Here is a 367-nt window from a genome sequence, read left to right on the forward strand (position 1 = left end):
CCTACCGTGGATGGCCAAGCTGCTGAAGGTGACTGTACCACCGGATCCGGCACCCATCTCCCGCTCTGCGCTGGAGGTGCACATCACCAGCGAGTGGGAAATGTTCGTCTACCGCCTGGGCAAGGAGAAGTGGTGCATCGGCGCCGCCCTGCGCGAGCTGAAGATGCCGGAAGGCACACGCATCGCCGCCCTGTTCCGCGGCGAGCAGTTGCTGCACCCCTCTGGCAGCACCGTGCTGGAGGTCGACGACATGCTCTGCGTGATCGGCCACGAACACAACCTGCCGGCGCTGGGCAAACTGTTCAGCCAGGCGCCGCAGCGTGGCCTGGACCTGCGCTTCTTCGGCGACTTCGTTCTCGAAGGCGAT

The 367-nt window shown here is 65.1% G+C and carries 1 protein-coding gene; it reads left to right on the forward strand.

The genetic code is table 11. From position 1 onward, the window contains the following. On the forward strand, positions 1 to 367 hold a 367-nt coding region (locus QWI17_RS21640), incomplete at both ends, for a TrkA C-terminal domain-containing protein (protein ID WP_302724616.1).

It is taken from the genome of Gilvimarinus gilvus, assembly GCF_030518155.1.
GTDB lineage: Bacteria > Pseudomonadota > Gammaproteobacteria > Pseudomonadales > Cellvibrionaceae > Gilvimarinus > Gilvimarinus gilvus.